A 4227-nucleotide genomic window follows, 5' to 3' on the forward strand; every position below is an offset into this window, starting at 1 on the left:
AACAACGGGAAGTCCGGCAAAGGCTGATCACCGCTCGCGTCGTTCCATGACTCCGGGGAGTCCGGGAAATCCGGAGACAACGGCAACGGAGCGGGCGGCTAAGAGACCTCGCGCCGGGCCATGAACGCGGATTGCGTCCGCGTGCCCGGAGGGAAGATCACGGTTGCCGCCGCCGCGGGCGCGACTCCGAGGAGCAGGATCACGAGCGGCCAGTCGTTCGCTTCCACGAGCACTCCGACCAGCACCTGAGGCAGGAACGCGCCGAGCGAGGTCGCCGCGTTGTTCAAGCCGAGCGCGGCTCCTGCCGAACGAGCACCAGCGAGCGCAGCGATATGCGTGAAGTGGACCCCCTGCCACGCACAGCTTGCGATCCCGGTGATGATCAGGAGGCAAGATCCGGCGACGGCTGCCGGCTGAGGGAGTACCAGGAACACGACCAGGCACACGACTTGGATACCCGCCAGCATTCGGACGGCGATCGTTCGGGAGCTGGTGCCGATCAGGTCGGTACAGATCCCCAGGACCACCCGGAAACCGCCGCCGGCGAGTTGCATCACCGTGACGAGAACGACGCCGGTGATCGCAGGGAGCCTATGTATCTCGGCCAGCATGACGACTGAGAAGGTCAGAACCAGGAACTGCGTGACGTCGAGGAGGAAACCGCTCGTTGCGACCCTCCAGATCGCACCCGATCGGAACGTCGACCTATGGATGTGTGCGGCGGGCGCGACCTTCGCCGGGTCGAAGACGAGGACCCACACGAGGAGAGCGCACAGCAGGCAGAGACCTGCGAAGAAGGAGAACGCGATGAACGGCGACGCGACCGACAGCAGCCAGGCATAGAGGACAGTCCCGAGCGCGCCGCCCACGGGCACAGCCGCGACTCGGAGCGACAGCAGGGTCCCATGACGTCGTTCACCGAACCAGCCCAAGATGGCGCTGCCGCTGGGGCCGGTGACGGCGCCACCTGATGCCGCCGCGACGAAGAGCAGCAGGCTCATCACCCACAGCGGGGCTTCCTGCCAGGTGGCGAACGCGAGCAGGCTCAGCGATAGAACCGTGCCGATGATTCCGGTCAGAAGCACTCGGCGTTCTCCGAACCGATCCGCAGCTACTCCCCAAGGTGTCTCCACGAACACGACGGCAAGGCTCGCCGCCCCCAACATCAGCGCCAGACCACCGGTCGAGAGGTCGAGCGCCGATCGGAGCAGAAGCGAGGCGGCAGGGAGGCCGAGGAAGGTGGCGCTGAAGACGATCTGAGTCGCTACACCGACGACGAAGATTGCATACCGGTTCGGGTTGTTGATGATCACGGGAGCGATCCTGACATGCGTTATCTTTTCAGCGCGATACGAAATGGGGCTGATGAGATGACATATTCGAATACCGGAATACGAGTACGAATAGCAGTTGTGGGGTTGGGAGCGGCAGGAACGGCGATGGCACTGGCTATCACCGATCGGTTCGGCCACGGTGGCGTAGATCTCACCGTCTTCGATCCCTCTCTGCACCGGCCGGACGACGTGGCTCGGGGCTTCCCCTACCGAGCAGATCCCATGGAGCCACTGTTGAACGCTCCCGCTCACATGATGTCGATCAGAACCGGCGATCCCGATGACTTTCTTCGCTGGTATCGACGAGCGTCCCCATACTCGAGCGATGGGGACGTCTACGTCACGCGACCCACGTTCGGTCAGTATCTGAGCGACTCATTCCACGACCTCCGCCAGCGATGGGGATCACGTGACGGAGTCCTTCATTGCGTGCCCGAGGAGGTCGTCGACCTCGTGCGCGCAGATGACGGAAGCTGCACTCTGAGCACTCCCCACGGCTCTCACTACGGATTCGACTATGTCGCGCTCTGTATCGGATGGTCTTCGAGCGCAGACACCCCGGCCGGAGTCTCCCCCGCATACCCGCTTCGCCCGACGATCCGTGAAGCTCTTCAGCAACCGACGGTGGCTGTCGTCGGAACCGGGCTCGCCGCGATAGACGTCGTCCGCGCACTCCTCATCAGCGGATACCGCGGTCGCATAACTCTCGGTTCGCGATTCGGGCTGCTGCCTGCGATCCGGTCCACGTCGCCGTCGCCGTCGCTCAAGGTGCTGACGCCTCGATTCATCGAGGAGACAGAAGGACTGGATCTTCAGCGCCTGCTCGACCTGATAGAGGCGGAGGCCGACGCCAACGGTATCGACGTGAGCGTTCCTCGTCGGGTCCTGAACCAGCGCCGTCCGCGGATCGATGTCGCAGATTATCTGCGGAGAAGCAGGGATGAAAGGTGGGCGGCGCTGTTCGTCGCGATCTGCGACGAATGCGGTCCGGCGCTCTGGAACAAGCTCGACAAGTCCAGCCGCCGCGCTTTCCGGTCGATCCTCCACCGCTTCTTCCAGGCGTGGTGCAACCCGATGCCCCCGCAGACGGGCGATCTGGTTCTCGAAGCGCTGGACTCGGGGTCACTCGTCGTCCGAAACGGTCTCGCGGGGTTCGATGCACGCACGCTCGATTTCGTCGACGGTGCCGAGGAGCGTTTCGGAATGGTCATCGACGCAACCCGCAACGCATCAGAACCGCTTGCGTCACAGGACTCGAAGCTCGTACGCAGTCTCCTCGCTCGTCGTGAGGCCGTTGCGGATGCGTTCGGCGGACTGACGGTGCGTTTCGGTTCGTGGTCGCTCGTGAACCCGAAGGAGTCGACGATCGAGAATGTCTACGCGATCGGCAGCCTGACTCAGGGCACTCGCTACTACGTCAATGCACTCGACAGCATCCTTCGGACGGTGGACGAGGCGGTGGAGCATATCCTCGCCGCGCGGCGGGCTACTCCGGTCCTCTCGGGGTGATGCCCCGTTCACAACTCAGGATGACGTCACCGAGACGCGCGGTTCTCCCTGAGTTGTGAACGGCGACCGCCTCAGCCCGCGTGCGAGACCCGCACGTCGAGCACCCAGGTCACGCCGAACCGGTCGGTGAGCATGCCGAATCCGGGTGACCACGCCGATGCGGCCAGCGGCTCGACGATCGAGGCGCCGTCGGCCAGGGCGTCCCAGTATCCGGTGAGCTCGTCGAGCGAATCGGCGCGCAGCGACTGGAAGAACGTGCGGTCGGTGACGGTCGTCCCGTTCTCGCGCGAGGTCACGCCCGCGGTCGTGGTCGCGTCAGGATCATCCGCACCGGGGATGTCGTACGCCATCAGCCTGAACCCCTCGGCGTTCTCGACCTGGCCGAACACGACCTTGTCGGCGCCCGGAACTTCCGGCGGCATGCCGAAGTCCGCGTAGGTCGCGAGGGTCACCTCCCCACCGAAGACGGACCGGTAGAACTCGAGCGCCTGACGCGCGGTGCCTCGGAAGTTGAGGTGGGTGGTGGTGGCGATGGTCATGGGATCTCCTCGGATCGTTGTGAGCGGCGGCTGCCGGTGATGCCCACACTCACAGCAGAAGAGGTCAGTTTCGGTCCTCTACTTGGCCCAGAATGGATGCCATGACCGGCAGCTCCTCTCGTATGCTCGCCCTGCTCTCGCTGCTGCAGACCCAGCGCGATTGGCCGGGCCAGGTGCTCGCCGAGCGTCTCGATGTGACGCCGCGCACTGTGCGACGAGACGTCGATCGGCTGCGCGAGCTCGGTTACCGGATCAGCGCGATGAAGGGGCCCGACGGTGGATACCGTCTCGCCGCCGGTTCCGAGCTGCCGCCCCTGCTCTTCGATGACGAGCAGGCCGTCGCGATCGCCGTCGCGCTGCAGAGCGTGCCCGCCACCGGGATCGACATCGACGAGGGCGCGGCGCGTGCCCTCGCCACGGTGCGCCAGGTGATGCCGTCGCGCCTGCGGCACCGCGTCGACGGCATCCGCTTCACCGGTGTCGAGAACGAGACGCGCGTGGATCCGGCGGTGCTCGAGGCCGTCAGCGCCGCGGTGCGAGACCGCCGGATGCTGCGCTTCGACTACGGAGAGAACCGTGATCGCCCGGCTCGACGCACTGAACCGCACGCGGTCGTGGCACGGGAGGGCCGCTGGTACCTGCTCGCCTGGGATCTCGAGGCCGACGACTGGCGCACCTTCCGGCTCGACCGGATGACCCCGCGCATCCCGCATGGTCCGGGTTTCACCCCGCGCGAGCTTCCGGCGGCCGATGCCCAGACCTACCTCGCGGCGCGGGCGAAGGGATCGGATGCCGGCGACCGCTGGCCCTGCAACGGCGAGCTCGTGCTCGATCTGCCCGCCCAC

4 protein-coding genes and 1 pseudogene are annotated in these 4227 nt (G+C 65.7%); 3 read left to right on the top strand and 2 right to left on the bottom strand.

What is annotated here, in order from left to right:
• Positions 1–98: 98 nt before the first annotated feature.
• Complete coding sequence (locus tag J7E68_RS14450; RefSeq protein ID WP_215173687.1) at positions 99–1313, bottom strand: MFS transporter; 1215 nt, start codon at positions 1311–1313, stop codon at positions 99–101.
• Positions 1314–1370: 57 nt separating this feature from the next.
• Between J7E68_RS14450 and J7E68_RS20405 the strand changes: the two are divergent.
• Positions 1371–1859 (top strand): annotated as a pseudogene (locus J7E68_RS20405) (FAD/NAD(P)-binding protein); the annotation flags it as partial.
• A 99-nt stretch (positions 1860–1958) separates the two neighbouring features.
• Positions 1959–2843, top strand: a complete 885-nt coding sequence (locus J7E68_RS19920; protein WP_251049014.1) for a hypothetical protein — start codon at positions 1959–1961, stop codon at positions 2841–2843.
• Positions 2844–2914: 71 nt separating this feature from the next.
• Here J7E68_RS19920 and J7E68_RS14460 read toward each other — a convergent pair whose 3' ends face one another.
• Positions 2915–3382, bottom strand: coding sequence for a VOC family protein (locus J7E68_RS14460; RefSeq protein WP_215173692.1), 468 nt, complete (start codon positions 3380–3382; stop codon positions 2915–2917).
• Between the two features lie 101 nt (positions 3383–3483).
• Here J7E68_RS14460 and J7E68_RS14465 point away from each other — a divergent pair.
• A partial coding sequence (locus J7E68_RS14465; RefSeq protein WP_215173694.1) for a YafY family protein occupies positions 3484–4227 on the top strand: 744 nt, incomplete at its 3' end.

It is taken from the genome of Microbacterium sp. ISL-103 (genome assembly GCF_018613995.1).
Lineage (GTDB): Bacteria > Actinomycetota > Actinomycetes > Actinomycetales > Microbacteriaceae > Microbacterium.

Coding starts and splice junctions, on each gene's coding strand:
- J7E68_RS14460 (WP_215173692.1), bottom strand. CDS start 3,382: ATGACCATCGCCACCACCACCCACCTCAACTTCCGAGGCACCGCGCGT.